Origin of the sequence: Saccharothrix xinjiangensis (assembly GCF_039527585.1) — a bacterium.
In the GTDB taxonomy this organism is placed as follows: domain Bacteria; phylum Actinomycetota; class Actinomycetes; order Mycobacteriales; family Pseudonocardiaceae; genus Actinosynnema; species Actinosynnema xinjiangensis.
The window spans coordinates 30,627-57,249 of record NZ_BAAAKE010000017.1; the positions used below are offsets into that span (position 1 = coordinate 30,627).

A 26,623-nucleotide genomic window follows, 5' to 3' on the forward strand; every position below is an offset into this window, starting at 1 on the left:
ACGGCAACGGGGTCAGCGGCCCGTGGCGGCCAGGACGGCGTCGGCGATCTCCTCGTGGCCCTCGGGCGTCGGGTGCACGTCGGTGTAGCGGCAGAAGTACGTCAGCGCGCAGATCTTCGCCACGGAGGCCGGGATGCGGCCGTAGGTCGGGTCGTCGGTCACCTCGCTCAGCGGCCCGTAGCCGCCGGTCGCCTCGGTGACGTCGACGAACTTCGCCCCGACCTGCTCGTACTCCGCCTTGAGCGCGTTGTTGAAGAAGTCGCGGAACAACGACACCGACAGCTGCGCCAGGTCCCGGCCGTTCGGGAACTCGGTGCTCACCCACGCGCCGAGGAACACGTCCGGGTAGGTCAGGCCCACGATCGGGGCGTCACCGGCGGCCTCGCGCAGGACCGGCAGGGTGGCGGCCAGGTTGGCCCGGACGTCGGCCACGGCCCGGGTCGCGCACGTCAGCGGGTCCGCTTCCCGCGCGCAGGGCGTCAGGTCGTTGCCGCCGATCACGACGGTCACCAGGCCCACCCGCCCCTGGTGCTCGCGCAGCGCCTCGACGGCCGCGTCGAGCTGGGTCCGCCCGGCCGGGTCCGGCGCGCCGACGGCGCGGGCGTCGGGGTCGCAGCCCGCCTCGGAGCGCAACTGGGCGGACGTGGCGCCGCTGCACGCGAAGTTGATCAGGCGCAGGTCGGAGCGCTCGGCGACGAGGTCGGCGAAACCGGGGGCGGAACCCGCCGGCTCACCGGCGTCGGCCGGGCGGTAGCCGGTCGCGTACGAGTCGCCCAGCGACACGTGCACGCGCTCGGCGGGCGGGGCGCCGCCGGACGTCGAGACCGGCCCGGGGTCGCCCGAAGGCCCCGCCGAGCACGCGCCCAGCACCACCAGCAGCGCTCCCGCCAACGCGGCCCGCCGAACTCCCGGCACGTCTGCCCCTCTCACCCGGAACGGAATCGTCCTGGTCCGAGGGTACCTCGCGGCCGGGCCGCCAACCTCAATCCACAGTGGACGGCAGCAGCGGCGACAGCACCATGCGGCCAGGACCCGCGCCCGGGGTGTTGCGGCACGCGAAGTTCCCGACGCCCCTTTCGTGCACGAGGCGCAGGCAGGCGCCCAGGGCGCGTTGGCCGTAGTAGTTCGGGTGCATGCTCTCCTGGAGGTCGCCCTGGGCCGTGTAACCGGTGACGACCCAGCGCACCCACTCCGACTCCGCGCCGGGGACCGGGTTGGCCGCCGTGTCAGCGCTCGTGGCCTGGCGGGCGCCCTTCGCGCACACCTCGCGGCCGTCCAGGGCGTCCTGGAGGTCGAGGAACCGCACGTCGCGGTCGTCGGCGACGGCCCTGAGCTGGGCGGCGACCGCCGGCACCAGCTCGCGGCGCGCCCAGTCGGCGTCGGAGTCCCACAGCGGGCAGCCGCCTTGGGCGAACCGCGGCCCGCTCTCGGGGATGCGGAAGCCGTCGGCCGCGGGCAGCGGCGACGGGTAGGACTGGAGGACGAACCGGTAGGTGCCCGTGCCCTGGGCGGCGTTCACGACCTCCTTGATCGCCTTGACGGTGGCGCCGACGTCCGCGCGGAGCCGGCCGAAGTACCCGGTGATCTTGGCGTTCCAGTTCGGCGCGCACCGGTAGGCCCCGAAGGGCGTCAGGTAGCCCTTGACGCAGTCGGCGATGATGTCGCCGAACCACAGGTCGTTGCCCCCGATGGACAGCACGACCAGGGCGACGCGGTGGTCGCGCACGGCGGCGCGCAGCAGGTCCAGCTGGTTGGGCTGGTTGCGCGAGGCGTCGCCCTGCCGCACGTCGCGCGTGGTGGCGCCGGAGCAGGCCAGGTTGATCGCGGTGAGGCCCGGGATGGCGGCGCTGACGACCTCGGCCGAGGTCGAGCGGTGGCACATGTCGGTGGAGGTGTGGGTGTCGCCGTAGACCCGCCGCGGGTCGGTGGTGCAGCTGCCGCCCTCGCACGTGGTGGCGAGGTCGGTGCCCCACTTGGTGCCGTCGTCGTTGAGCGCGTTGCCGCGCCAGCGGCCCGCCTCGCCGGAGATGTAGCTGTCGCCGAGCGAGATGACCGCGGCGGGTTTGTCGGCCGCGGGCGCGGCGGGTTCTTCGGACGCGTGCGCGGCGGGCGCGGTGACCAGGGCCGCCGCCGCGGCGAGCGCGGCGGGAAGTGCGAGAACTCGTCTGGTGGCAGCGAACATCGGCGCAACTCCTCGGGGTGGTCGCGGTGGTGGGCCGGGAGGTCCGGACCTCGTCGGCGAGGAGGGTGCGCGCCGACCGACCGTAGCAAGGGGCCGTGGCCGGGAGAACGGCTCGGGACCCGGATGACCCGGAAGCGCCGTCGGATGACCGGGAAGTGTGAACACCGGGACCGCTCGGCGACGCACCGCACAGGGTGGCACCGAGCAGGGCCGGCACCGAGCAGGGGCGAAGCCCGACGGGCACGGCGACGACGCGGCACCCCGGCCGCCGATCCGGTTGGAACGTTGCGGGCGAACCGTTGACGCCCCCTCGGATGACCCCTAACGTCGCGCTGCATCACCGCTTTGAAACATTTCAGTGCCGGAGGTGCCGAATGGACCCGAAGCGCGCGGCTCCCCTGGTGGAGGTCCGCGACGTCACCAAGTCGTTCGGCGCCGTCACCGCGGTCCGCGGCGTGTCGTTCCCGCTGTTCGGCGGCGAGGCGCACGCCCTGGTCGGCGAGAACGGCGCGGGCAAGTCGACCGTCGTCAAGGTGCTCGCCGGGGTGCACGAGCCGGACTCCGGCGCGGTCGTGGTGGACGGCGAGGAGACGCGGCTGACGAGCCCCGCGGCCGCCCGCGCGGCGGGCATCGCGGTCATCCACCAGGAGCCGACGCTGTTCCCGGACCTGTCGGTGGCGGAGAACATCTTCATCGGCAGGCAGCCGCTGGGCCGGTTCCGCCGGGTCGACCGGACCGCCATGAGGGCCGGGGCGGTCCGGCTGTTCGACCGGCTCGGCGTGCGCCTGGACCCCGACCGCCCCGCCCGCGGCCTGTCGATCGCCGACCAGCAGCTGGTGGAGATCGCCAAGGCGCTGTCGCTGGACGCGCGGGTGCTGGTCATGGACGAGCCGACCGCCGCGCTGTCCGGCGTCGAGGCGGGGCGCCTGTTCACCGTGGTCCGCGCGCTGTGCGCGCGGGGCGCCGCCGTGCTGTTCATCTCGCACCGCTTCGACGAGGTGTTCGCGCTGTGCCAACGGCTGACCGTGATGCGGGACGGCGCGTGGGTGTCGACCGACGCCGTCGCCGAGCTGACCGTCGACCAGGTGGTGCGCCGCATGGTCGGCCGCGACGTCTCGGCGCCGTTCCCGAAGGAGGAGGTCGAGCCGGGCGACGTCGTGCTGGAGGTCGAGGGGCTGACCCGGCACGGCGTGTTCGCCGACGTGTCCTTCTCGGTGCGCGCGGGCGAGGTGGTGGCGCTCGCGGGGCTGGTGGGCGCGGGCCGCAGCGAGGTGGTGCGCGCGGTGTTCGGGGTGGACCGCTACGACGCGGGCCGGGTGCTGGTGGCCGGGACCGCGCTCCCGCCGGGCTCCCCCGCCGCCGCCGTGGCGGCCGGGGTCGCGCTGGTCCCGGAGGACCGCCGCCGGCAGGGCCTGGTCATGGAGCTGTCGATCGAGCGCAACGCGACGCTCACCCGGCTCAAGCGGCTGGCGCGGCTGGGCCTGCTCACCGGCCGGGCCGAGCGCCGCGCCGCCCGCGAGTGGGCGGAGCGGCTGCGGGTGAGGCACGGGCGGCTGTCCGACGCGGTCGGCACGCTGTCCGGCGGCAACCAGCAGAAGGTGGTGCTGGCCAAGTGGCTGGCCACCGGGCCGAGGGTGCTGATCGTCGACGAGCCGACCCGGGGCATCGACGTCGGCACCAAGGCCGAGGTGCACCGGTTGCTGTCGCGCCTGGCCGCGGAGGGCGTCGCGGTGGTGGTGGTGTCCTCCGAGCTGCCCGAGGTCCTCGGGGTGTCCGACCGGGTGCTGGTCGTGCACGAGGGCCGCATCGCGGCCGAGCTGCCGCGCGCCGAGGCGACCGAGGAGTCGGTCATGTTCGCGGCCACGGGACAGGGGGTGCCTGCGGCGTGAGCATCCCGGATGCAAGCACCCCAGATGTGAGCGACCCCGACGCGGGCGCGCCGGAGCGGGTGGCGGACCCCGGCGCGGCGCGGTTCGCCCGGCGGCTGTGGGCGGCGCGCGAGCTGGGCATCGTCGTGGCGCTCGCGCTGCTGGTGCTGGTGACGGTGGTGGGCAACCCCGCTTTCCTGTCACCGCAGAGCCTGCGGGACCTCGTGCTGGGCGCGGCGGTCCTGGTCGTGCTCGCGGTCGGGCAGACCGTGGTGATCGTCTCCCGCAACATCGACCTGTCGGTCGGGTCGGTGCTGGGGCTGGCGGCCTTCGCGACCGGCAAGCTGCTCAGCTCCGCGCCGGGCACGCCGATCGCGCTCGTCGTCCTGCTCGGGGTGGGGATCGGCGCGCTGTGCGGCGCGGTGAACGGGGCGCTGGTCGCCGTCGCCCGGGTGCCCGCGCTGGTGATCACGCTGGGCACCCTCTACATCTTCCGCGGCCTCGACCACGCGTGGGCGAAGGGGCAGCAGGTCAACGCCTCCGACATGCCGCGCGACTTCCTGGGCCTGGGCACGTCGACCGTGCTGGGCGTCCCGGTGCCGGCGCTGGTCGCGGCGGCCGTGGTGCTGGTGGTCGGGTTCCACCTGCGCTCCTACCGCAGCGGGCGGGAGCTGTACGCGATCGGCTCGGAACCGGCCGCCGCGCGGCTGTCGGGCCTCCCGGTCGGCCGCCGCGTGTTCACCGCGTTCGTGGTCTGCGGCGCGTCGGCCGGTCTCGCGGGCGTGCTGCACACCGCCCGCTTCGGCACCGTCGACGCCACCGCGGGCACCGGCGTCGAGCTCCAGGTCGTCGCCGCGGCCGTGGTCGGCGGGGTGGCGATCTTCGGCGGCAGCGGCAGCGCCCACGGCGCCGCGCTCGGCGCGCTGCTGCTGACCACCATCGGCAGCTCCCTCGCGGTGCTGCGGATCAACCCGTTCTGGCAGCAGGCGGTCGTCGGCGCCCTGATCCTCGCCGCCATCGGCATCGACCGCCTGCTGGTGGTCCGCGCGGCGAACCGCCTGCGGGGGAGGTCGTCCCATGGGGCGTGACACGCGGTCGGCGGGGTCGGTGTCGCGTTCCGCGCTGACCCGGTGGGACACCTCGCTGCTGGCGGCGCTCGCCGCGGTCGTGGTGGTCGCCGGGGTGACCGTGGACGGTTTCGCCAGTGCCCGCAACGCCCAGTTCCTGCTGCTCGACGTGGTCGCGATCGCGTTGATCGCGCTGCCGCTGACGCTGGTCGTCATCACCGGGGAGATCGACCTGTCGGTGGCCAGCACGCTCGGCCTGTGCAGCGCGGTGATGGGGCGCCTGTGGGTGGCCGGGTTGTCGCTGGAGCTGATCGTGGTCCTGGTCGTGCTGCTCGGCGCGGTGCTGGGCGCGGTGAACGCGGTGTTCGTGACCCGGTTCGCGCTGCCGTCGCTCGCGGTGACCATCGGCACGCTCGCCGCCTACCGCGGCCTGGCGTTCGTGGTGCTGGGCGACCAGGCGGTGGCCGACTTCCCGGCCGGCTGGACCGACGCCGCCTCCTCGGGCCGCCCCGTGCCGTGGGCGCTGGTGGTCGTGCCGGCCCTCGCGGTGGTGTTCGGCGTCGTGCTGCACGCCACGCCGTTCGGCCGCTCCCTCTACGCGATGGGCAACAACGCCGAGGCGGCCGCGTTCGCCGGCCTCCTGGTCGCCCGCGCCAAGTTCTGGCTGTTCGTCGTGTCCGGCGCGGTGTCCGGCCTGGCCGGCGTGTACTGGACGCTGCGGTTCGCCAGCGCGCGGGCGGACAACGCGGCGGGCCTGGAGCTGGCCGTGGTCGCCGCCGTCCTGCTCGGCGGCGTCTCCATCTTCGGCGGTCGCGGCACCCTGCTCGGCGTGCTGGCCGGCGTGCTGCTGCTCGGCGCCGTCCGCAACGCCCTCCAGCTCGCCGACGTCGCCGCCGACACGCTCAACGTCGTCACCGGCGGGCTGCTCATCGCCTCGGTCGTGGTGCCCAACGCGATCGTCCTGGGCCGCGACCGGTGGCGGCGCAGGAGATCGGACCGAGGACCCCGGTGACGACGAAGTCCCCGCCGTGAGAGGAACAGCCATGCCCCAGCTCAAGCGCGACCCGCGCCCCGGTCTGATCGCCATCGCGATGGCGGCCGTGCTGGTCACCGCCGCCTGCGGCGGCACCACCCGGGGTTCCGAGCAGGACGACCCCGCCGCCGGCCGGGCCACCGGCCAGGCGAACCCGGACGCACCGCTGGCCGAGGGCCTGGACGTGGCGTTCCTGCCCAAGCAGGTGAACAACCCGTACTTCACCGTCGCCGACGGTGGCGGCAAGACCGCCGTGGAGGAGTTCAAGGGCTCCTTCAAGGAGGTCGGCCCGTCCGAGGCCAGCGCCTCGTCCCAGGTCAGCTACATCAACACGCTGTCGCAGCAGGGCACCGACGTGATCGTGACGTCGGCCAACGACCCGAACGCGATCTGCGGCGCCCTCAACAGCGCGCGCCAGGCGGGCGCCAAGGTCGTCACGTTCGACTCCGACACCAAGCCCGAGTGCCGCGACGTGTTCGTCAACCAGGCGACGGCCGAGGGCATCGCGCGCAACCAGGTCGAGCTGATCTCCGAGCAGATCGGCGGCGAGGGCAAGATCGCGATCCTGTCGGCGACGCCGAACGCGACCAACCAGAACGCGTGGATCGAGCTGATGCGCGCGGAGCTGGCCAAGCCGGAGTTCGCGAAGGTCGAGCTGGTCACCGTCGCCTACGGCAACGACGAGGACCAGAAGTCGTTCCAGGAGACGCAGGGCCTGCTGCGCTCGTACCCGGACCTGGAGGGGATCGTCTCCCCCACCACGGTCGGCGTCGCCGCGGCGGCCCGCTACCTGTCGGGGTCGCAGTACAAGGGGAAGGTGGCGCTGACCGGCCTGGGCACGCCGAACCAGATGCGGGAGTTCGTCAAGGACGGCACGGTGCGGTCGTTCGCGCTGTGGAAGCCCGCCGACCTGGGTTACCTCGCGGCCTTCGCGGGCGCGGCGCTGGCGTCGGGGCGGATCACCGGCGCGGAGGGCGAGGAGTTCGAGGCGGGCAGGCTCGGCGAGTTCACGATCGGGGCCGGCGGGGTGGTCGTGCTCGGGCCGCCCTCGGTGTTCGACGCGGAGAACATCGACCAGTTCGACTTCTGACGGATGAGGGGGGCGTGGACCGGGCCCACGCCCCCCGGGCTCAGGCCACCCGGTTGGCGGCCCCGGCTCAGGCCACCCCGCCCAGCGGCCGGATGCGCGTGGACTCCCGCACCACCAGCTCGGGCTCGAACACCCGGTTCTCGTGCCGGTGCCCGTCCGGGTCCCGCGCCTCGGCCAGCAGCAGCTCCGCCGCGGTGCGCCCCAGCAGCTGCCGGGGCTGCGACACGGACGTGAGCGGCACCGCGGCGGCCGCGGCGAACTCGATGTCGTCGTAGCCCACGATCGCCAGGTCCTCCGGCACCCGCAGGCCGAGGCGGACCGCCTGCTGCAACAGCCCCAGCGCGAGCATGTCGTTGGCGCAGAAGGCCGCGGTCGGGCGGCGGGCGGCGGGCAGGCCCGCCAGGCGCTCCCCGGCCCGCCTGCCCTCGGCCACGTCGAGCCGGGCGGTCTCCAGGACGGTCAGGGGTTCGGCGTCGGCGCGGGCCAGGGCCCGTTCCGCGCCCGTGATGCGGTCGGCGACCTGGCCGATCGCGCGCGGGCCGCCGATGAAGGCGATCCGGCGGTGCCCGGCGTCGAGCAGGTGGGACAAGGCGAGGTCGCCGCCGAGCACGTCGTCGACCGACACCGAGCAGCGGTCCGGGCCCGCGCCCCGGTCGACGACCACGACCGGCGTGCCGCGGGCCACCACGGCGGCGATGCGCGGGTCGTCCGCCTCGACCGGCGTGATGAGGATGCCCTCCACGCGCTGCTGTTCGAGCAGGTCCAGGTAGTTGGCCTGGCGCACGGCGTCCTCACCGCCGTCGCACAGGAACAGGGCGCGGCCCGCCTCGTCCGCCACCTGCTGGGCGCCGGCGGCCACGTCGGTGAAGAACGGGTTGCGGGTGTCGAGCACCACGTAGGCGAGGGTGCGGCTGGTGCCGCCGCGCAGCTGCCTGGCCGACTCGTTGCGCACGAAACCCAGTTCGGCGATGGCGTCCAGCACCCGCTTGCGGGTGCGCTCGGTCACCATCTCCGGGTGGTTGAGCACGTTCGACACCGTGCCCAGCGCCACGCCCGCGTGCGCGGCTACGTCTTTCATGCTCGGCGCGGCCACTGCGGCACCTCTCCCTCCGCTACCGACCGGGCACCGACTGAAACGTCAAGGCACCCGGCGTTCGCAGGAGCCTAGCAGGAGCGGAAAACGGTGCAGCCCAACTCAAGCGTCCTCGCCGGACACTGTTGTGAAACGTTCCAAGGCCCACTATCGTCCGTCTCGCCGGTGTTCGCGCTGTCGAGAGGAACGACGTGATGTCCCCACAGGAGGCACTGTCCGACCTCGACGGGTTCACCGTCGAGGTGCCGAGCTGGGCGTACGGGAACTCCGGCACCCGCTTCAAGGTGTTCACCACACCGGGCACCCCGCGCGACCCGTTCGAGAAGATCGCCGACGCCGCGCAGGTGCACGCGCTGACCGGGCTCTCACCCAGGGTCTCGCTGCACATCCCGTGGGACCGGGTCGAGGACTTCGACGGGCTCCGCGCGCACGCCGAGGAGCTGGGCGTGCGCATCGGCGGCATCAACTCGAACCTGTTCCAGGACGACGACTACAAGCTCGGCTCGCTGACCCACGTCGACCCGCGCGTGCGGGCCAAGGCCGTCGCCCACCACCTCGACTGCGTCGACGTCATGCGCGCGACCGGCTCCACCGACCTCAAGCTGTGGCTGCCCGACGGCACGAACTACGCGGGCCAGGACTCGCTGCGCGGCAGGCAGGACCGGCTGGCCGACTCGCTCCGGGAGATCTACGCCGCGCTCGACCCCGGGCACCGCCTGCTGGTGGAGTACAAGTTCTTCGAGCCGTACTTCTACACGATGGACATCCCCGACTGGGGCACCGCGCTCCTGCACTGCCAGGCCCTGGGCGAGCGCGCGCAGGTGGTGCTCGACACCGGCCACCACGCGCCGGGCACCAACATCGAGTTCATCGTGGTGCAGCTGCTGCGCGCCGGTCGGCTGGGCGCGTTCGACTTCAACTCCCGCTTCTACGCCGACGACGACCTGATGGTGGGGTCCGCGGACCCGTTCCAGCTGTTCCGGATCATGGTCGAGATCGTCGCGGTCGGCGCGCACCGCCCCGAGTCGGGCGTCAACTTCATGCTCGACCAGTGCCACAACATCGAGGACAAGGTCGCCGGGCAGGTCCGCTCCGTCCTCAACGTCGAGCAGGCCCTGGCCAAGGCGCTGCTGGTCGACACCGCGGCGCTGACCGCGGCGCAGGAGGCGGGCGACGTGATCGGCGCGCACGACGTGCTGATGGACGCCTTCCACACCGACGTGCGCGGCGCGCTCGCCGACCGCCGCGAGGCCAGGGGCCTGCCCCGCGACCCGATGGCCGCCTACCGCGCCTCCGGCTACGCCGCGAAGATCGCCGCCGAGCGCGTCGGCGGCACCCAGGCCGGCTGGTCCTGACCACCCCCACGAGGAGCCTCCCCGCATGACCGACAACACGACCGTCGCGCAGCTGGTCGCGCGCTCGAACCGGCTGGGCGCCGACCCGCGCAACACCAACTACGCCGGGGGCAACACCTCCGCCAAGGGCGGCGACACCGACCCGGTCACCGGGCAGCGGGTGGACCTGCTCTGGGTCAAGGGCTCGGGCGGCGACCTGGGCACGCTCTCCCCCGCCGGGCTGGCCGTGCTGCGGCTGGACCGGCTGCGCGCCCTGGCCGACACCTACCCCGGTGTGGACCGCGAGGACGAGATGGTCGCCGCCTTCGACTACTGCCTGCACGGCCGGGGCGGGGCGGCCCCGTCGATCGACACCGCCATGCACGGCCTCGTCGACGCCCCGCACGTGGACCACCTGCACCCCGACTCCGGCATCGCGCTGGCCACCGCGGCCGACGGCGAGGAGCTGACCGGGCGGTGCTTCGGCGACCGGGTGGTGTGGGTCGACTGGCGCCGCCCCGGCTTCCAGCTGGGGCTGGACATCGCCGCGGTGAAGGACGCCAACCCGCGGGCCATCGGCTGCGTCCTCGGCGGGCACGGCATCACCGCGTGGGGCGAGACGTCCGAGGAGTGCGAGGCGAACTCGCTGGAGATCATCCGCACGGCGGAGGCGTTCCTCGTCGAGCACGGGGTCGCCGAGCCGTTCGGGGCGGTCGTGCCGGGCCGCGAGCCGCTGCCCGAGGCCGAGCGCCGCGCCCGGGCCGCCGCGCTCTTCCCCGTGGTCAGGGGCCTCGCCTCGACCGACCACCCGCAGGTCGGCCACTACACCGGCAGCGACGCCGTGCTGGACTTCCTGGCCCGGGAGAAGCTCGCGCCGCTGGCCGAGCTGGGCACCTCGTGCCCGGACCACTTCCTGCGCACCAAGGTCAAGCCGCTGGTGGTCGACCTGCCCGGCGCCGCGACCGTCGAGGAGGTCACCGCGCGGCTCAAGGAGCTGCACGCCGCCTACCGCGAGGACTACCGCGCCTACTACGAGCGGCACGCCACACCGGACTCCCCGCCCCTGCGCGGCGCCGACCCGGCCATCGTGCTGGTGCCCGGCGTGGGCATGTTCTCCTTCGGCCGCGACAAGCAGACCGCGCGCGTCGCGGGCGAGTTCTACGTCAACGCGATCAACGTCATGCGCGGCGCGGAGTCGGTGTCGACCTACCGGCCGATCCCGGAGTCGGAGAAGTTCCGCATCGAGTACTGGGCGCTGGAGGAGGCCAAGCTCCGGCGGATGCCGAAGCCCAAGCCGCTGGCCACGCGCGTGGCGCTGGTGACCGGCGCGGCGTCGGGCATCGGCAAGGCCATCGCCGAGCGGCTGGCCGCCGAGGGCGCGTGCGTCGTGGTCGCCGACCTGGACGCGGCCAAGGCCGCCTCGGTCGCCGCCGGCATCGGGTCGGCCGACGTGGCGATCGGCGTGGCCGCGGACGTCTCCGACGAGGCGGCCGTGGAGCGGGCGTTCGCCGAGGCCGTGCTCGCCTTCGGCGGTGTCGACCTGGTGGTGAACAACGCCGGGCTGTCGATCTCCAAGCCGCTGCTGGAGACGACCGCGCGCGACTGGGACCTCCAGCACGACGTGATGGCGAAGGGCTCGTTCCTGGTCTCGCGGGCCGCCGCGCGCGTCATGGTCGAGCAGGGCATGGGCGGCGACATCGTCTACATCTCGTCCAAGAACTCGGTCTTCGCCGGCCCGAACAACATCGCCTACAGCGCGGTCAAGGCCGACCAGGCGCACCAGGTGCGACTGCTGGCCGCCGAGCTGGGCGCGCACGGCATCCGCGTCAACGGCGTCAACCCCGACGGCGTGGTCCGCGGCTCGGGCATCTTCGCCGGGGGCTGGGGCGCGCAGCGCGCCGCCGTCTACGGCGTCAAGGAGGAGGAGCTGGGCGCCTACTACGCCAAGCGCACCCTGCTCGGCCGCGAGGTGCTGCCCGAGCACGTCGCCGCCGCGGTGTTCGCGCTCGCCGGCGGCGACCTGTCCCAGACCACCGGGCTGCACGTCCCGGTCGACTCCGGCGTCGCAGCCGCGTTCCTGCGGTGACGGCGGGCGCGCGGGTCGCGGCGGTGGACCTGGGCGCGTCCAGCGGACGCGTCATGGCCTTCGACGTCACGCCCGACCGGGTGGACTTCACCGAGGCGCACCGGTTCCCCAACGGTCCGGTGCGGCTCGGCGGCACGCTGCACTGGGACGTGCTCGCGCTCTACCGGGGCGTGCTCGACGGCCTGCGGGCGGCCGGGCCGCGGCTGGACGCCGTCGGCGTCGACTCGTGGGCGGTGGACTACGGCCTGCTCGACGCCACCGGCGCGCTGCTCGGCAACCCGGTCCACTACCGGGACGCGCGCACCGACGGCGCGGCCGACGCCGTGCACGCCCGCGTGCCCGCCACCGAGCTGTACGACGTGACCGGGTTGCAGGTGCTGCCGTTCAACACCGTCTACCAGCTGGCCGCCGCCGCGGGCACGCCGCAGCTGGCCGCCGCGCGGCAGCTGCTGCTGGTCCCGGACCTGCTGAACCACTGGCTGACCGGCGCACGCGCCGCCGAGGTCACCAACGCCTCCACCACGGGCCTGCTGGACGCGCGGACCCGCGCCTGGTCGACGGGGCTGATGGACCGCCTGGGCATCGACGCGACCCTGTTCCCGCCCCTGGTGGAGGCGGGCGCGGTGGTCGGCGAACTGCTGCCGCACGTGCTGGCCGAGACCGGCCTGACCGGGCGGGCGCCGGTGGTGGCGGTCGGGTCGCACGACACGGCGTCGGCCGTGGTCGGGGTGCCCGCCGCGGGCCGGGACTTCGCCTACGTCGCCACCGGCACGTGGTCGCTGGTCGGCGTCGAGCTGGACGCGCCGGTGCTCACCGGAGCCGGCCGCCGGGCCAACTTCTCCAACGAGCTGGGCGTCGACGGCACGGTGCGCTACCTGCGCAACGTGATGGGCCTGTGGCTGCTCCAGGAGTGCCTGCGCGAGTGGGGCGACCCCGCCCTGGGCCCCCTGCTGGCCGCCGCCGCCGACGAACCCGCCCTGGCCGCCGTGGTCGACGCGGGCGACCCGGCCTTCATCCCACCGGGTGACATGCCCGCCCGCATCGCCGCCGCCTGCGCCCGCACCGGGCAGCCGCCGCCCACGACGCGCGCCGCGATCGTCCGCTGCGTGCTGGACAGCCTCGCGCTGGCCCACCGCCGGGCCGTGCGCGAGGCGGCCGAGCTGTCGGGTCGGGTCGTGGACGTGGTGCACGTCGTCGGCGGGGGCGCGCGCAACACCCTGCTCTGCCGGCTCACCGCGGACGCCTGCGGGCTGCCCGTCGTGGCCGGGCCGGTGGAGGCCGCGGCGTACGGCAACGCGCTGGTCCAGGCGCGGGCGCTCGGCGTGGTGGCGGGCGGGTTGGCGGAGCTGCGCGCGGTGGTGCGGGCCTCGACCGGGCTGGTCCGGTACGAGCCGCGCGCGGGTGGCGGGGACTGGGACGAGGCGGAGGAGCGCCTGGCCTGACCGGGCAGGCCGTGCGGCGGCCACGCGGGTGCGGCGGCCACGCGGGCGCGGTGGTCACGCGGGCGCGGTGGTCACCCGCACCCGCGACGGCCGGCCGCCAGCAGGGCCTCGAAGCCGTCCAGGATGGAGTTCAGGCCGAACTCGAAGGTGCCACCGGGAGCCGCGGCGTAGTCGGCGGCGGGCGGGACGGTGGTCAAGCGCTCGCGCAGCCGGGGGAACCGCTGGGCGATCGCGGTGGCCTCGGCCATGGTCTCGGCCAGCGCCCGCTCCGCGTCGCCGTCCTTGTTCAGCCTGCGGGTCAGGGAGACCTGCGCGGCGGTCCCGAGGGTGCTGCCGAGCACGAAGACGAACACCGTGGCGGCCGCGCGGTCGGCCTCGTCGGGCGTGAACCCGGCCCGCTCGTAGACGGTGAGGCCGTGCTCGTCGTAACGGGATTTGGCGGGCCCGTAGAGCAGGTGGCTGCCGAACGCCTGCCCCAGCCACGGGTGCCGGGTGAGCATCGCGTGCATACCGGTGGCCAGCGAGGCGGCGGCGGCGCGCCAGTCGGTGGCGTCGGGGTCGGGCAGCTCGACCTCGTCCCAGATCGCGTCGCCGGCGAGCCGCACGAGGTCGTCCTTGGTCTTGATGTGCCAGTAGATCGCCGTGGCCGCCGAGTTGAGCCGTTGACCCAGGCTGCGCATGTTGAGGCCGTCCAGCCCTTCCTCGTCCAGCAGCCGGATGGCGGCGCGGACGATCTGGTCCGCGGTCAACGTGTCGCGAGGCATGGCCGACACCCTAGTTGAACTTAGTTCAGGCCAGTACTTGCACTTTGTTCAAGAGGGCGGCTAGGGTCGCTCTTGTACTTAGTTCAAGTCTTCGAGGGGTGGAGGTGGCGATGCACGCGCAAGAGGAACTCGCCGGGTTCGTGCGGGAGACGGCCGAGGGGTTCGGCATCCCCGGCGTGTCCGTCGGGGTGCTGGTCGAGGGGCGGGAGATCCTCGCGTCCCACGGTGTGACCAGCCTGGGCAATCCCCTGCCGGTGGACGGGAAGACGCTGTTCCACCTGGCTTCGGTGACCAAGACCTTCACCGCGACCGCGCTGGTGCGCCTCGCGGCGGAGGGCAGGGTCGACCTCGACGCGCCGGTGCGGCGGTACGTCCCCGAGCTGGTGCTCTCCGACGAGGGCGCGGCGGCGCGGATCACCGTGCTGAACCTGCTCAACCACACCTCGGGCCTGGACTGGAACCTGATCGACACCGACGAGGCCACGCTGGCCGGGTTCGTGGCCCGCCTGGCCGACCTGGCGGTGATCGCGCCGCCCGGCGCCCGCGCCTCCTACAGCCAGGCCGGCTTCAACCTGGCCGGGCGGGTGGTCGAGCAGGTGACCGGCCTGCCCTTCGAGAAGGCGATCGCCTCGCTGGTGCTGGAACCGGTCGGGTTGGCCAACACCTTCTTCGAACTGGACGACGTCGTGGTGCGGCGCTTCGCCGTGGGCCACAACCGCGACGCGGACGGCGTGATGCGGTTCGCCCGGCCGTGGGCGGCGTGGCGGGCGGGCTCGCGCGGCGACAACCCCGGCGGCGGCATCGCGTCCTCGGTGAGCGACCTGCTCCGCTGGGCGCGGTTCCACCTCGGGACGGGCGACGGCGTGCTGCCCGCCGGCGCGCTGCACCGCATGAGGGAGAAGACCGTCGAGCTGCGCGCCAGCACGCTCGGCGACGCCTTCGGCACCGGCTGGTTCCTGCGCGACGTGGACGGCGTCCGCACCATCGGGCACGGCGGGTCGGGCAACGGCCAGTTCGCCGAACTGCTCATCGTGCCCGAGCGGGACTTCGCCGTCGTCTCCCTGGCCAACGCCGGCCCGGACGGCTACTCCTTCAACCAGGCCGTGGTCCGCTGGGCGCTGGAGCACCACCTCGGCGTGGTCGACCGCGACCCGGAGCCGGTGCCGCACGACGAGGCGCGGGCGCGGGAGGTCGCCGGCCGCTACGAGATCGACGCCATGGACCTCGACATCGCCGCCGACGGGTCCCGGCTCACCCTCGCGGTCGGGATCAAGCCGGAGATCCGCGGCGCGTCGGAGAACGAGATGCCGCCGGACCACCCACCCGCCGCCATCGGCTTCCTGCCCGGCGACGGCGACGAGTACATCATCACCGAGGGCGGCCTGAAGGGGCAGCGCGGGTACTTCACCCGCACCGGCGGGGCGATCACGGGCGTCGACCTCGCGGGCAGGCTGTTCGGGCGGCGGGGCGGCGACCGCGCGGTCAGCGGCTGACCCGCGCGGTCAGGGCGGATCAGGCGCCCGGCCCCAGGTACCGGTTCAGCACCTCGGCCTCCGCGCGCAGCCGCTCCGCCACGTCGTCGCGACCCAGGCGCTCGTACTCCGCCGCGGCGGTCGAGCGCTCGCGCACCTCGCCCTCCACGATCGACCGCACGTCCGCGCCGGTCAGCGCGCGGCGCTCCGCTTCCGCCGCGCCCGGGCCCGCCGCCGCGCCCGCGACGTGCTCGCCGACCGCCGCGGGACCCACCTGGTCGTCGACCGGGACGGCCTCGGCGTTGCCGATCGCCGACAGGGCGGAGCGGAGTGCGGAGACCGCGACGCGGTCCCGGTTCTTCAGTGCCGTCTTCAGGCCGTCGCTCAGGGTGTCGCGCATGGGTTGGTTCCCGATCCGGTTGGGCGGCGGGGCGTCGGAGCCGTCCGCCGGTGGCAGTGCGGTTGTACGCTATCCGGGTGCCGCGGGTTGCCGATCACGATCAGCGCCGAGCCCAGGTCGCGCGGGCGTTCCAGCGCCTGCTCGCCGCGGAGGGGTTCGCCGCCGCCTCGTTCTCGCGCGTGGCCGCGGAGGCCGGGGTGTCGGTCGGGCTCATCCAGCACTACTTCAGCGGCAAGGACGTGCTGCTCCACTTCGCCTACGAGGACGCCGTGGCCCGGATGTCCGAGCGGGTGCGGGTGAACGTCCACGACGGCGGGACGGCCGACCTCCCGGTCGCGGAGGTGCTGCTCGACACCCTGGTCGAACTGCTGCCGCTCGACGCGGAGCGGGACGTCGAGTACCGCGTCCGGCAGGGGCTCCAGGCCCAGGCGCTGCACCACGCCGGCCTCGCCGAGGTCGCCCGGCGGGCGGGCGGCGAGATCCTCGCCCACGTGACGGCGGCGGTCGAGGACGGCGTGGCGCGCGGCGAGGTGGAGCCCGGGGTCGACGCGGCGCTCGCCGCCCGCGTGGTCCTGGCGGCCACGCAGGGGCTGGCCGACCAGGTGTCGCTGTCGGGCGCGGGCTCGTTCCCGGCCCGGGAGGCGCTGCGCCGGGCCATCGCCTCGGTGTTCACCGGTTCCGCCGATCGCTGATCACCCCCCTTCGCGGAAAGACCTCCGCGGCAACACCTCGGTGGGGAACCTCCGCGACAGCGGGGGCCCGTGCGGCTATCGTAGCAATATGACCATATTGCCACCCCCTCCGGGGCGTGCCCGGTGACCCGGCACGTCACCGTGCGGCTCGGCACCGGCGCCGTGCGCGGACGCCGGCTCGACGGACGCCTCTCGTTCCGGGGCGTCCCCTACGCCGCGGCCCCGGTCGGGGAGCGGAGGTGGCTCTCCCCCGCGCCGGTCGAGCCGTGGGACCGGGTCCGGGACGCGACCGAGCCCGGCAGCCCCGCGCCGCAGGCGGCCCGGTCGTTCACCGGCACGACCTCCCTCGACGAGGACTGCCTCACGCTGGACGTCACCGCCCCGGACACCCCGGCGACCGGGCGGCCGGTGGTGGTGTGGCTGCACGGCGGCGGCGGGACGAACGGCAGCGGCTCCGACCACGACCCGCGCCGGCTCGTCGTGGACAACGACGTCGTGGTGGTCGCGCCGAACTCCCGGCTCGGCGTGCTGGGCTGCTTCGGCTACCCGGGTCTGCCCGACAGCGGCGCCTTCGGCCTGCTGGACCAGCGGGCCGCGCTGCGCTGGGTGCGCCGGGAGATCACCCGGTTCGGCGGCGACCCGGCGAACGTGACCCTGGCCGGCTCGTCGTACGGGGCGCTCATGGTCGCGGCGCACCTGGTGTCGCCCGGGTCGGCCGGGCTGTTCCACCGCGCGGTCCTCCAGAGCCCGTTCTCCGTGCTCGGCGCGACGCCGGCGCACGTGCTCATGCCCGGTGTGCCCGCGCTGCCGCCGAGGTGGACCCCGTTGGCGGAGCTGGAACGGCTCGGCGTCGCCACCGCCGTCGAGCACGGGTGGGTCGCGCCGGGCGCCGACCCGGGATCGGCCCTCGCGCGGCTGCGGCGGGTGCCGGTGGCGGACCTGCTCCAGGCCTCGGACGCCTTCACCAGACCGGCCTTCGGCGGCCCGACCCTGCCCGAGTCGCCCGGGGACGCCCTGCCCGCGGGCCGCTTCCACCGGGTGCCGCTGCTGCTGGGCGCCACGCGCGACGAGGCCAGGTTCTTCGTCGCGCTCGCCGGCGACCCGGTCACGGCCGAGAGCTACCCGCGGCTGCTCGCCGAGGCCTTCGGCGACGCGGCGGACGAGGTCGCCGCGCGCTACCCGCTCGACCTCTTCCCCACCCCGAACCTCGCCTGGGCGCGGGTCTCCACCGACCGGGCCTGGGCGCGACCGACGTGGGAGCTGGGCCGGGCCCTCGCCGAGCACACCGCCACCTGGTGCTACGAGTTCGCCGACCAGGGCGCCCCGCCGCCCGTGCCCGGTTTCCCCGGCGGCGCGCAGCACGCCGCCGAGCTGGCCTACCAGTTCGACGTGCCCGGCGGTCCGCCGCCGGGGCCCGCGCAGCGCGAGCTGGCCGCGCGGGTGAACCGGTGCTGGGCGGCCTTCGCCACCCGCGGCGAACCCACCGGCGACGACCTGCCCGCCTGGCCGCGCTTCGAGCACGTCCAGTCCCTGGCGCCCGAGCGGATCGGCGGCGTCGACTACGCGGCCGAACACCACCTCGACCTCTGGGCGCGGATGCCCTGACGCCCGGTAACCCGATCGCCGCGGCCGGGCGCGACCCGTAGGTTGGCCCGACCGTGGAACGAGGGGATCGAGGATGAGCGAGCGGACCGCACCGGTGGTCGACCCGTCCAACGCCGAGCAGCTGCGCGCGTGGGACGGCGACCAGGGCGCGTACTGGGCGACCCGGGCCGAGCGCTTCGACGAGGGCGTCGCGCGCTACCAGGACCGGTTCCTGGCCGCGGCGGCGATCGAACCGGGCTCGGCCGTCCTGGACATCGGCTGCGGCGCCGGCCGGACCACCCGCGACGCCGCGAGGCTCGCCGGTCCCGGCACGGCGCTCGGCGTGGACCTGTCCTCGCGCATGGTCGACCTGGCGCGGGAGCTGGCGGCGCGGGAAGGGCTGGGCAACGCGCGCTTCCTCCAGGCCGACGCCCAGGTCCACCCCTTCCCGGACGGGGCTTTCGACGTCGCCGTCAGCAGGCACGGCGCGATGTTCTTCGGCGACCCGCCCGCCGCGTTCGCCAACGTCGCGCGGGCGGTGCGCGCCGGCGGCCGCCTCGCGCTGCTGTCGTGGCAGCCGTGGCAGCGCAACGAGTGGGTCAGCACCTTCCGCGCGATCCTGTCCGCCGGTCGCGAGCTGCCCGCCCCGCCGCCGTCGCCGGGTTCGCTCAGGGACCCCGACCAGGTTCGGGAGCTGCTGACCGCGGCCGGGTTCGCCGACGTGCGGCTGCACGGCCTCACCGAACCGATGTGCTTCGGCCGGGACGTCGACGACGCCTTCCGGTTCGTGGTCGGCCAGTTCGGGTGGCTGATGGACGGCCTGGACGACGACGGCCGGGCGCGTGCCGCGGACGACCTGCGGGCGAGCATGGCCGAGCACCTGACCGACGGCGGCGTGCGGTACGGCTCGGCGGCCTGGCTCATCGAGGCGCGGCGGCGCTGAGCCGCCGCGGGGCGGCGATCACCCCAGGACGAACGGGAGCCTCGCGACCAGGTCGCCCAGCTCGGCCCTCTCCGCGCCGGTCGGCGCCCGCCGCCCAGGAGCGCGAGAAGAGGTCCACCCCGGCAACGTGGTGAGGCCCCCGGGACCTCGCCAACCGGATAAGGTTCCTCCCCATGGGTTTCGACGTCGTGGCGGCGGTGGAGCGGGCGGTCGACCGGGACGGCGCCTGGCGGTTCGTGCGGGAGTACGCCGAGCACTTCGCGACGCCGCTCGGCGACGGCGACGGGTGCGCGGTCGACGAGGCGGAGGAACGCCTCGGCGTGCGGCTGCCCGCCGCGGTGCGGGAGGCGTACGCGCTGTTCGGCCGGCGGACCGACCTGACCTCCAACCAGGACGAGCTGCTGCCGCCCGACCGGTTGGGGCTGTGGGACGACGTCCTGGTGCACCGGGTGGAGAACCAGGGGTGCGCGCACTGGGGCGTGGCGCTGTCCGGTGACGACCCGCCGGTCCTGGTGCGGCCCGACCTCGCCGACAAGCGCGAGGAGCGGTGGGAACCCTTCCTCGACCGGTTCTCGCTGGCGTGCGTGGAGATGGTGCTGTCCGAGTCGCTGTTCCTGGAGGACGGGCTCACCGACTGGCGCGAGCTGGAGGACGACGGTGAGTTGACGCGGGTCGAGCGCGCGTTCGCACCGCTGCCCGCGCCCGGTGTCGGCGGCTCGCGCTGGTACGCGAACGACGACGCGGTGGTCCGCGTCGTCGACGGCGGGTTGCTGATGGTGCGCGGCCGGACGCCGGGGGCCCTGGGGGCCGTCCTGGAGGCGTTCCCCGGCGACTGGCTGCTGTCCTGACGCCCGCTACGCCCCGGTGACCGCCAGGGCCAGCCGGCGCACGCCCTCGGCGAGGTCCTCCCCGGCCGCGGCCGGGGAGAGCCGGACGTACCCCTCCCCCGCCGGGCCGAACGCCGTGCCCGGCGCCACCGCGACGCCGTGCCGGGCCAGCAGGTCGACGGCGAACTCGTGGGCCGCGCCCGGGTGGGAGCGGCCGATGTCGACCCAGCCGTAGAACGCGCCCGTCGGCGTGGGCAGCTCCAGCCCGCCCTCCTCCGCCAGCGCCACCACCAGGTCGCGGCGCGACCGGTACGCCGCGCGCATCTCCGCCACGCGGTCCTGGGGACCGGTGAGGGCGGCCAGGGCGGCGTGCCGGGTGGGGGTGCTGACGCAGGCCACCACCGTTTCCTGGCACTTGGCCACGACGCCGGCGATCCCGGCGGGCACGGCCAGGTAGCCGATGCGCCAGCCGGTCATGGCGTAGGTCTTGGAGAAGCTGTACGCGGACACCACGCGCTCGGGGGCGAACTCGGCCAGGGCCGCGATGCGGTCCCGGTCGGCCACGGTGCCGACGGGGTTGGACGGCGAGTTGACCAGCAGCACCCTGGTGCGGGGTGTGACCAGCTCGGCCAGCCGGTCGACGTCGGGCAGGAACCCGGTGTCCGCGGTGAGGGGGTAGCGGACCGCGTCCAGGCCCAGGAGCCCGGTCATCATCAGGTAGTTGGGCCACGCCGGGTCGGGCACCAGCACCTCGTCGCCCCGGTTGGCCAGGGCCGCCAGGGCGGTGAAGATGCCCTGGGTCGCGCCCTGGGTGACGACGACCTGCTCGGGCGCGACCGCGAACCCGTTGCGCGCCAACACCTTCTCGGCCAGGGCGACCCGCAGCGGCGGGATGCCCACCGTGGAGGCGTAGTGGGTGGCGCCGTCGGCGGCGGCGCGGGCGGCGGCCTCGGCGACGTGCGGCGGCGTGTCGAAGTCCGGGTCGCCGATCTCCAGGCGGATCGCGTCCGGGCGGCGCAGGGCCAGCTCCATGATCTCGCGGATGCCCGACCCGGGCAGGCGGGCGGCGGCTTCGTTGAGCCTCAACGGGAATCCCCTCGGACGGCGGGCAGGGCGGTGTCGGCAGGCAGGGCGGCGTCGGCGGGCGGGAGGGCGTCGGCAGGTCGGCCACGACGGCCTGCACCGCGGGCCGGAACAGGTCGAGCACCAGGCCGAGCAGCAGCGCCAGCCCCAGCAGCGCCACCACGTCGGTCGCGTAGCCGACCGCGACCATGGCGGCCCCGGTCGCCGGCAGGCCGCCGGCGAGGGTGGCGCGGCGGCCGACCCGGCCGGCCAGGACGCCGCCGATGAGCGGGGAGAACACCTGCCCGATGCCGACGAGGGCCGGCACCGCGCCCGCCTCGGTGACCGACAGGCCGCGGTCGGAGGTCGGGTACAGCGACAGGAACGGCAGCACCATCGTGCCGAGCCGGTTGGCCGGCGTGCCCGCCCACACCACCCAGAACGGCCGGGGCAGCCCGCCCCACCCAGGCGCTCCCCAGCGACCCTCCCGGCGGTGGGGACAGCAGCCAAACGGCCTCCGCCGGCCCAGCGGCGCACGCCAGGACAACCGGTTCGGACTAGATCGATCAGGAAGGTTTCGCCGGTTCGTTCCCTCCCCGACGCGCAGCGGTCGAGGACGACCGGTGTTCACCCGGTGGGTCCAGCATGTGGACGGCCCGTGCCAACGGGTTACCGTGCTCCTGCCAGGCAAGGTGTCCGCAGGAGGAGAGCCCTTCGATGACCGCGATCCCGGACCGCGACGTGGTCCCGCTGCGCACCGCCACCCGGGCGTGGTTCCTGATCTCGTTGCAGACCTTCGGCGGCCCGGCGGGGCAGATCGCGGTCATGCAGCGGACCCTGGTCGAGGAGAAGCGCTGGATCGGCCAGCAGCGGTTCCTCCACGCGCTCAACTACTGCATGTTGCTGCCCGGCCCCGAGGCCCAGCAGCTCGCCATCTACGTCGGCTGGCTGCTCAACGGCCGACGCGGCGGCCTGATCGCGGGCACCCTGTTCGTCCTGCCCGGCGTGGTCGCCCTGCTCGCCCTCTCCGCGATCTACGTCGCCTTCGGCGACACCACCGCCGTGCTCGCCGTCCTGGCCGGGCTCGCGCCCGCCGTGGTCGCCATCGTCGCCCAGGCCGTCGTCCGCGTCGGCGCGCGCGCCCTGCACCACCCCGCGCTCGTCGCCCTCGCCGCCGCCGCGTTCGCCGCCCTGGCGCTGTTCGCGGTCCCGTTCCCCCTCGTCATCGCCGCCGCGGCGGCGGCCGGGTGGGCGCTGGGCCGCTTCGCGCCGGCCACCGCCGCGACGCGGAGCGGCCACGGCGCGGACGACGGCCCGGCGCCGCTGATCCCCGACGACGCGCTGCACCGGGAAGCCCCTTCGGCGCGGCGCGGCCTGGTCGTGCTCGGCGTCGGCCTGCTCCTGTGGGCCGCGCCGGTCGCGGCGGTGGCGCTGCTCACCGGCGCCGGCAGCACGCTCACCGACCAGGGCCTGTTCTTCTCCGGCACCGCCGTGATCACCTTCGGCGGCGCCTACGCCGTGCTGGCCTTCGTCGCCCAGCGCGCGGTCGAGGTCTACGGCTGGCTGTCGGCCCGGGACATGGTCCGCGGCCTCGCGCTGGCCGAGTCCACGCCGGGCCCGCTGATCATGGTGGTGCAGTTCGTGGCGTTCCTGGGCGCCTACCACCACCCCGGTGACCTGGACCCGTGGGTCGCCGGGGTGCTCGGTGCGCTGCTGACGACCTGGGTGACCTTCGTGCCCTGCTTCCTGTTCATCCTGCTCGGCGCGCCTCACGTGGAACGCCTGCGGCACAACCGCGCGATCTCCGCCGCGCTGACCGGCATCACCGCCGCCGTGGTCGGGGTGATCGCCAACCTCGCGCTCTACTTCACCGTGCACACCCTCTTCGCCGACAGCCGGGTGCACCGGCTCGGACCGCTGCGACTGGACCTGCCCGAGCTCGTCAGCTTCCGCCCGGTCGCCGCCGCGATCACCGCCGTCGCCCTCGTGCTGGTCTTCGCGCTGCGCCAGTCGGTGCTGCGGGTGCTGGCGACCTGCGCCGGCCTCGGCGCGGTCGCCGCGCTGCTCGGCCTGCCCGTCGCCTGACCGGACCCGCCCGTCGCCCGACCAGGCTCGCCCGTCGCCCGGCCCGGTCGGCCAGTCGTGGTCGGGCCTGCCGGTCAGGTGGTGGTCGGCGGCCTCGACCGCCTCGGCCAGCAGCCGCCGCACGTGGCCGCCGCGCACCCGGTACACCGCGCGCCGCCCGTCGCGGCGGACCGACACCAGGCCCGCCAGCCTCAGCTTCGCCAGGTGCTGGGAGACGGCCGGGCGGGCGGCGCCCACCGCCGCCGCCAGCGTCGTCACGTCGTGCTCCGCGCCGCTCAGCAGCCACATCATCCGCAACCGGGTCGGGTCGGCCAGCATCCGGAACCCGTCGACGGCCGCCTCGACGTGCCCGCCAGGAGGTAGCTGTTGCCAATCAGGCGTTGTTGCAACATCGTCGCGTGCGTACATGAGCACGTATAGTGCCACGCGTCCGCGACCGACGGGAGGTCAGCGTGCTCACCGTGCTCGCCAACCCCACCTACCGCAGGCTGTTCACCGCGCAGGTGATCGCCCTGGTGGGCACCGGCCTGTCCACCGTGGCGCTGGGCCTGCTCGCCTACGACCTCGCCGGTCCCGACGCGGGCGCGGTCCTCGGCACCGCGCTGGCGATCAAGATGGTGGCCTACGTCGGCGTCGCGCCCCTCGCCGGAGCGCTGGCCGCCCGGCTGCCGCGCAAGCCCCTGCTGATCGGCCTCGACGCGGTCCGCGCCGGCATCGCCGCCTGCCTGCCCTGGGTGGACCAGGTCTGGCAGGTGCACGCGCTGGTGTTCCTGCTCCAGGCGGCCTCCGCCGCCTTCACCCCGACCTTCCAGGCCACGATCCCGGAGGTCCTGGTCGACGAGCGCGACTACACCCGCGCCCTGAGCCTGTCACGCCTGGCCTACGACCTGGAGAGCCTGCTCAGCCCCGTGCTCGCCGCCGCCGCGCTGGCCGTCGTCACCCACGACGCGCTGTTCGCCGGCACCACGCTCGGCTTCACCGCCTCGGCGCTGCTGGTCCTCGCCGCCGCCCTGCCCGCCACCCGCGCCGCGCGCGTCGCCGACCGCACCCTCGCCGCCACCACCCGCGGCCTCCGCACCTACCTGGCCACCCCCAGGCTGCGCGGCCTGCTCGCCGTCCACCTGGCCGCCGCCGCCGCGGGATCGGTGGTCCTGGTGAACACCGTGCCGCACGTGCGCGGCGCGCTCGGCCTGGGTGACACGGCCGTCGCCGTCGCCTTGGCCGCCTACGGCCTCGGCTCGCTCGTCGCGGCCCTGGCGCTGCCCCGCGTCCTCGACCGCCACCGCGACCGCTCCGTCGTGCTCCGCGCCTGCGCCGGCCTCACCGCCGTGCTCGCCCTCGCCGTGCCGGCCACCGCCCTGCCCGACCCCGCCCGGTGGCCCGTCCTGCTGTCGCTGTGGGCCCTGCTGGGCGCGGGTTGCTCCCTCGTCCTCACCCCGGGGGGCCGCCTGCTGCGCCGCTCCGCCCACCCCGACCACCTGCCCGCCGTGTTCGCCGCGGACTTCTCGCTCTCCCACGCGTGCTGGCTGCTCTGCTACCCGCTCGCGGGCGCGCTGGGCGCGGCCACCACCATGCCGGTCACCCTCGTCTGCCTCGGCGCGGTCGCCCTCGCCGCCACCGCCGCGGCGCACCGCTCGTGGCCCGCCGACGACCCCGAGGCGCTGGAGCACGACCACGACCCGGACCACGACCGCGCGCACCTGGAGGGCGCCACCCCGGTCGACGGGCGGCTCCGCCACACCCACGCCTACCGGATCGACGACCTCCACACCCGCTGGCCCGCGCACGCCGGCCGGAAGCCCTGACACCGGCCGGCCCGACCGCGCGCCGGACTCCCGGGGCGGGCTTGCCGGGCGGGCTCCCGAGAGCCGCCGTCAGGCGGGCGCCGCCTCCCGGCCCTCGACCGGGGCGTCCACCGGGGCGTCCACCGGGGCCGGCAGGGTGAACCGCAGCCTCGCGCCCGGCGCGTACCCGGCGTCCAGGTCGATCGCGCCGCCGTGGTGCTCGACGATCTTCTTGCAGATGGCCAGGCCGATGCCGGTGCCGGAGTAGGCGTCGCGGGCGTGCAGGCGCTGGAAGATGACGAACACCTTCTCCGCGAACTCGGCCGGGATGCCGATGCCGTTGTCGGCCACGGCCAGGTCCCAGACCGGCGCGCCGTCGGCCGAGGTCCCCGCCGCGCAGTCGATCCGGACCACCGGTGGGCGGTCGGGGTGGCGGAACTTGATCGCGTTGCCGACCAGGTTCTGCCACAGCACGGTCACCAGGGTGGGGTCGGCGACGACCTCCGGCAGGCGCTCGGGCCGCTCGACCATGGCGCCGCTCTCCTCGATCGCGACGGACAGGTTCTCCAGCGCCCGGTCGAGGCCGCGGTCCAGGGAGACCTTGGCGCGGTCGGTGTTGAGCCTGCCGACGCGGGAGAAGGACAGCAGGTCGTTGATCAGCACCTGCATCCGCTTGGCGCCGTCGACCGCGAAGTCGACGTACTGGACGCCGCGGTCGTCGAGCACGTGGCGGTAGCGCTTCTCCAGCAGCCGGCAGAACGACGCCACCTTGCGCAGCGGCTCCTGGAGGTCGTGGGAGGCCACGTAGGCGAACTGCTCCAGCTCGGCGTTGGACCGGCGCAGCTCCTCCGCCCGCGCGTCCAGCGCGGCGGCCTGCTCGACCAGGCGCTCCTGCTTGGCGCGCGCGGCTTCCAACGCCTCGACGATGCGCCCGCGCATGTCCTCCACGTCCTCGGCGACCGAGCGCAGGTCGGCCGGCCCGTGGGGCACGATCCCCAGGTCGAACTCGCCCCGCGCGACGCGGCGCGAGGCGGCGCGCAGCTTGTTCAGCGGCCCGACCACCATCAGCCGCACCACGAGGGCGATCGCGCCCGCGGTCAGCAGCAGGCCGGCGACCACCGTGCCGAAGATCCAGTTGCGCGCCGAGCGGGCGCGCAGCAGTTCCTCCCGCGCCTGCGCCTGGGCCAGCAGCAGGTCGTCGTTCTGGGTCTCGAACAGCCCGCGCAGGCGGTCGAAGGCGACCTTGCCCCGTTCGGCGGTCTCGGTGTCGACCTGCCTCGGGTCCCCCGGCGACACGCCGTCGACCAGCGGGTCCGCGTAGTCGCGGCGCCAGGCCCGCGCCGCCTCCTCGATCGCCGCCACGTCCGCCAGCAGCCGCTCGCGGCCGGCCAGCAGCTCCCGCAACCGCCCGACGGCCTGCCGCTCGACCTCCACGCCCTCGGTGTAGGGGGCCAGGAACTGCGGTTCGGCGGTGACGGCGTAGCCGCGGGCCCCGTTCTCCTGGTCCACCAGCGCGTTCTGCAACCGGTACGCCTCGGCGCGCGCCGGCTGGACGCCCTCCAGCTGCTGGTCCGACACCCGCGCGGTGTGCTGGAGCACCCGCGCGCCCACCACCGCGCCGACCAGCACCAGCAGGCACATGACCGCGAGCAGCAGGAAGAACCACGTCTGCACCGTCAGGCCGCGTGGCCGACCACGCGCGCCGGCGACTGGGGAGGACACCGCACCACCTCTCCGGACCGGCCGCGACGTCGCGCGCCACGACCGTGGTCGACAGCAGCGAAGGATAGCCGGCGGGCGGGCGGAGCCCGGTGA

The 26,623-nt window shown here is 74.9% G+C and carries 21 protein-coding genes and 2 pseudogenes; 14 read left to right on the forward strand and 9 right to left on the reverse strand.

Annotation, left to right across the window (positions count from 1 at the left end):
- Nucleotides 1-12: 12 nt before the first annotated feature.
- Nucleotides 13-915: an SGNH/GDSL hydrolase family protein gene (locus tag ABD223_RS27930; RefSeq protein ID WP_344039549.1), complete on the reverse strand. Its 903-nt coding sequence runs from the start codon at nucleotides 913-915 to the stop codon at nucleotides 13-15.
- A 67-nt stretch (nucleotides 916-982) separates the two neighbouring features.
- A complete protein-coding gene (locus ABD223_RS27935; RefSeq protein WP_344039550.1) occupies nucleotides 983-2,182 on the reverse strand; it encodes a GDSL-type esterase/lipase family protein in 1,200 nt (399 codons plus the stop codon).
- Between the two features lie 374 nt (nucleotides 2,183-2,556).
- Between ABD223_RS27935 and ABD223_RS27940 the strand changes: the two genes are divergently transcribed.
- From ABD223_RS27940 to rhaS, 4 genes are read left to right on the forward strand one after another with little or no spacing between them, the layout of a single operon-like run.
- Entirely contained in the window at nucleotides 2,557-4,071 is a 1,515-nt protein-coding gene (locus tag ABD223_RS27940) for a sugar ABC transporter ATP-binding protein (protein WP_344039551.1), read from the forward strand.
- 59 nt (nucleotides 4,072-4,130) lie between these two features.
- Nucleotides 4,131-5,138 (forward strand): ABC transporter permease, encoded by a 1,008-nt coding sequence (locus tag ABD223_RS27945; protein WP_344039668.1) that lies wholly within the window; start codon nucleotides 4,131-4,133, stop codon nucleotides 5,136-5,138.
- Nucleotides 5,128-6,129 (forward strand): ABC transporter permease, encoded by a 1,002-nt coding sequence (locus tag ABD223_RS27950; RefSeq protein ID WP_344039552.1) that lies wholly within the window; start codon nucleotides 5,128-5,130, stop codon nucleotides 6,127-6,129. Before ABD223_RS27945 ends, ABD223_RS27950 begins: the two co-directional genes overlap by 11 nt.
- A gap of 31 nt (nucleotides 6,130-6,160) precedes the next feature.
- Nucleotides 6,161-7,240 (forward strand): rhamnose ABC transporter substrate-binding protein, encoded by a 1,080-nt coding sequence (gene rhaS / locus ABD223_RS27955; protein WP_344039553.1) that lies wholly within the window; start codon nucleotides 6,161-6,163, stop codon nucleotides 7,238-7,240.
- 67 nt (nucleotides 7,241-7,307) lie between these two features.
- Here the strand turns inward: rhaS and ABD223_RS27960 are convergent, their stop codons facing one another.
- Nucleotides 7,308-8,318: a LacI family DNA-binding transcriptional regulator gene (locus ABD223_RS27960; protein ID WP_344039669.1), complete on the reverse strand. Its 1,011-nt coding sequence runs from the start codon at nucleotides 8,316-8,318 to the stop codon at nucleotides 7,308-7,310.
- 209 nt (nucleotides 8,319-8,527) lie between these two features.
- Here ABD223_RS27960 and rhaI point away from each other — a divergent pair, with 209 nt between their 5' ends.
- From rhaI to ABD223_RS27975, 3 genes are read left to right on the forward strand one after another with little or no spacing between them, the layout of a single operon-like run.
- Nucleotides 8,528-9,688 (forward strand): L-rhamnose isomerase, encoded by a 1,161-nt coding sequence (gene rhaI / locus ABD223_RS27965; RefSeq protein ID WP_344039554.1) that lies wholly within the window; start codon nucleotides 8,528-8,530, stop codon nucleotides 9,686-9,688.
- Nucleotides 9,689-9,713: 25 nt separating this feature from the next.
- Nucleotides 9,714-11,753 (forward strand): bifunctional aldolase/short-chain dehydrogenase, encoded by a 2,040-nt coding sequence (locus tag ABD223_RS27970; RefSeq protein WP_344039555.1) that lies wholly within the window; start codon nucleotides 9,714-9,716, stop codon nucleotides 11,751-11,753.
- Nucleotides 11,750-13,195: a rhamnulokinase gene (locus ABD223_RS27975; RefSeq protein ID WP_344039556.1), complete on the forward strand. Its 1,446-nt coding sequence runs from the start codon at nucleotides 11,750-11,752 to the stop codon at nucleotides 13,193-13,195. Before ABD223_RS27970 ends, ABD223_RS27975 begins: the two co-directional genes overlap by 4 nt.
- Nucleotides 13,196-13,266: 71 nt before the next feature.
- Here ABD223_RS27975 and ABD223_RS27980 read toward each other — a convergent pair whose 3' ends face one another.
- Nucleotides 13,267-13,959 (reverse strand): TetR/AcrR family transcriptional regulator C-terminal domain-containing protein, encoded by a 693-nt coding sequence (locus ABD223_RS27980; RefSeq protein ID WP_344039557.1) that lies wholly within the window; start codon nucleotides 13,957-13,959, stop codon nucleotides 13,267-13,269.
- A gap of 110 nt (nucleotides 13,960-14,069) precedes the next feature.
- On the opposite strand from ABD223_RS27980, the gene ABD223_RS27985 reads away from it, so the two are divergent.
- Entirely contained in the window at nucleotides 14,070-15,452 is a 1,383-nt protein-coding gene (locus tag ABD223_RS27985) for a serine hydrolase domain-containing protein (RefSeq protein WP_344039558.1), read from the forward strand.
- A gap of 19 nt (nucleotides 15,453-15,471) precedes the next feature.
- Here ABD223_RS27985 and ABD223_RS27990 read toward each other — a convergent pair whose 3' ends face one another.
- Entirely contained in the window at nucleotides 15,472-15,831 is a 360-nt protein-coding gene (locus tag ABD223_RS27990; RefSeq protein ID WP_344039559.1) for a GatB/YqeY domain-containing protein, read from the reverse strand.
- 77 nt (nucleotides 15,832-15,908) lie between these two features.
- On the opposite strand from ABD223_RS27990, the gene ABD223_RS27995 reads away from it, so the two are divergent.
- The 4 genes from ABD223_RS27995 to ABD223_RS28010 all read left to right on the forward strand — a co-directional run bounded on the left by ABD223_RS27995 (nucleotide 15,909) and on the right by ABD223_RS28010 (nucleotide 19,898).
- Complete coding sequence (locus ABD223_RS27995) at nucleotides 15,909-16,523, forward strand: TetR/AcrR family transcriptional regulator (RefSeq protein ID WP_344039560.1); 615 nt, start codon at nucleotides 15,909-15,911, stop codon at nucleotides 16,521-16,523.
- Nucleotides 16,524-16,646: 123 nt separating this feature from the next.
- Nucleotides 16,647-18,128 (forward strand): carboxylesterase/lipase family protein, encoded by a 1,482-nt coding sequence (locus ABD223_RS28000; RefSeq protein ID WP_344039561.1) that lies wholly within the window; start codon nucleotides 16,647-16,649, stop codon nucleotides 18,126-18,128.
- 73 nt (nucleotides 18,129-18,201) lie between these two features.
- Nucleotides 18,202-19,050, forward strand: coding sequence for a class I SAM-dependent methyltransferase (locus ABD223_RS28005; protein WP_344039562.1), 849 nt, complete (start codon nucleotides 18,202-18,204; stop codon nucleotides 19,048-19,050).
- A 173-nt stretch (nucleotides 19,051-19,223) separates the two neighbouring features.
- Nucleotides 19,224-19,898 carry a hypothetical protein gene (locus ABD223_RS28010; protein WP_344039563.1) on the forward strand — a complete coding sequence of 225 codons (675 nt, stop codon included), beginning with the start codon at nucleotides 19,224-19,226 and terminating at the stop codon, nucleotides 19,896-19,898.
- 6 nt (nucleotides 19,899-19,904) lie between these two features.
- On the opposite strand, the gene ABD223_RS28015 is transcribed toward ABD223_RS28010, so the two are convergent.
- Together ABD223_RS28015 and ABD223_RS28020 are read right to left on the reverse strand one after the other, a co-directional pair.
- Nucleotides 19,905-20,963 carry a pyridoxal phosphate-dependent aminotransferase gene (locus ABD223_RS28015; protein ID WP_344039564.1) on the reverse strand — a complete coding sequence of 353 codons (1,059 nt, stop codon included), beginning with the start codon at nucleotides 20,961-20,963 and terminating at the stop codon, nucleotides 19,905-19,907.
- A gap of 73 nt (nucleotides 20,964-21,036) precedes the next feature.
- Nucleotides 21,037-21,336 (reverse strand): annotated as a pseudogene (locus ABD223_RS28020) (MFS transporter); the annotation flags it as partial.
- A 320-nt stretch (nucleotides 21,337-21,656) separates the two neighbouring features.
- On the opposite strand from ABD223_RS28020, the gene chrA reads away from it, so the two are divergent.
- Entirely contained in the window at nucleotides 21,657-23,024 is a 1,368-nt protein-coding gene (gene chrA, locus ABD223_RS28025) for a chromate efflux transporter (RefSeq protein ID WP_344039565.1), read from the forward strand.
- A 54-nt stretch (nucleotides 23,025-23,078) separates the two neighbouring features.
- Here chrA and ABD223_RS28030 read toward each other — a convergent pair.
- Nucleotides 23,079-23,432 (reverse strand): annotated as a pseudogene (locus tag ABD223_RS28030) (ArsR/SmtB family transcription factor); the annotation flags it as partial.
- A 44-nt stretch (nucleotides 23,433-23,476) separates the two neighbouring features.
- Between ABD223_RS28030 and ABD223_RS28035 the strand changes: the two are divergent.
- Nucleotides 23,477-24,829, forward strand: a complete 1,353-nt coding sequence (locus tag ABD223_RS28035; RefSeq protein ID WP_344039566.1) for an MFS transporter — start codon at nucleotides 23,477-23,479, stop codon at nucleotides 24,827-24,829.
- A gap of 69 nt (nucleotides 24,830-24,898) precedes the next feature.
- Here the strand turns inward: ABD223_RS28035 and ABD223_RS28040 are convergent, their stop codons facing one another.
- Nucleotides 24,899-26,530: a sensor histidine kinase gene (locus ABD223_RS28040; protein ID WP_344039567.1), complete on the reverse strand. Its 1,632-nt coding sequence runs from the start codon at nucleotides 26,528-26,530 to the stop codon at nucleotides 24,899-24,901.
- Nucleotides 26,531-26,623: the final 93 nt, after the last annotated feature.